Raw genomic sequence first — 776 nt, forward strand, 5'->3', positions numbered from 1 at the left:
ATCCCGGGCGTTGCCCGGGCATGATCCGCGCGGTCGGCTCCGGCCGAGTCATCAAGCAGCCCGAATCGATTCTCCGGTTCGGATAACGTACGCGCTCGCGACCATGACGTCCCCCATACAAGGAGAAACAAGCATGCTTCTTCCGAATCGCACACAAGTCCTCGTCATCGGCGGCGGCCCGGCCGGCGCGACGCTGTTCCAGGGGATCGCGCTCGGCGCGTTCCTGCAGGGCATCGACGTGAAGGACGGCGTGTACGCCGGCGGCGCCTTCGACTGGCTCACGCCGCTCAGCCTGCTGACCGGCCTCGGCCTGACCGTCACGTATGCGCTGCTCGGCTGCGGCTGGCTCGTCGCGAAGCCCGAAGGCGATCTGCAGCGCCGCCTGCATCGCGTCGTGTGGCCGTTGACCGTCGTGCTGCTCGGCTTCATCGCGGTCGTCAGCCTGTGGACGCCGCTGACCCACCCGGATATTGCCGAGCGCTGGTTCAGCATGCCGAACCTGCTGTACTTCATGCCGGTCCCGGTGCTGGTTCTGCTATGTGCCTTCGGCCTGCTGCGCTCGATCCAGCGGACGCCAACTACACGCCGTTCCTGCTCACCCTGGCGCTGATCTTCCTCGGCTATAGCGGGCTGGGTATCAGCCTCTGGCCGAACATCATCCCGCCATCGGTGACCATCTGGGAGGCGGCCGCACCGCCGCAGAGCCAAGGCTTCACGCTGGTCGGGGCACTGCTGATCCTGCCGCTGATCCTGATGTACACGGCGTGGAGCTATTA

The 776-nt window shown here is 66.1% G+C and carries 1 pseudogene; it reads left to right on the forward strand.

The features are described 5' to 3' along the window. Positions 1–175: 175 nt before the first annotated feature. Positions 176–776: pseudogene (locus ACU8YC_RS25155) on the forward strand (cytochrome d ubiquinol oxidase subunit II); the annotation flags it as partial.

This window comes from Citrobacter sp. VF227 (genome assembly GCF_052950715.1).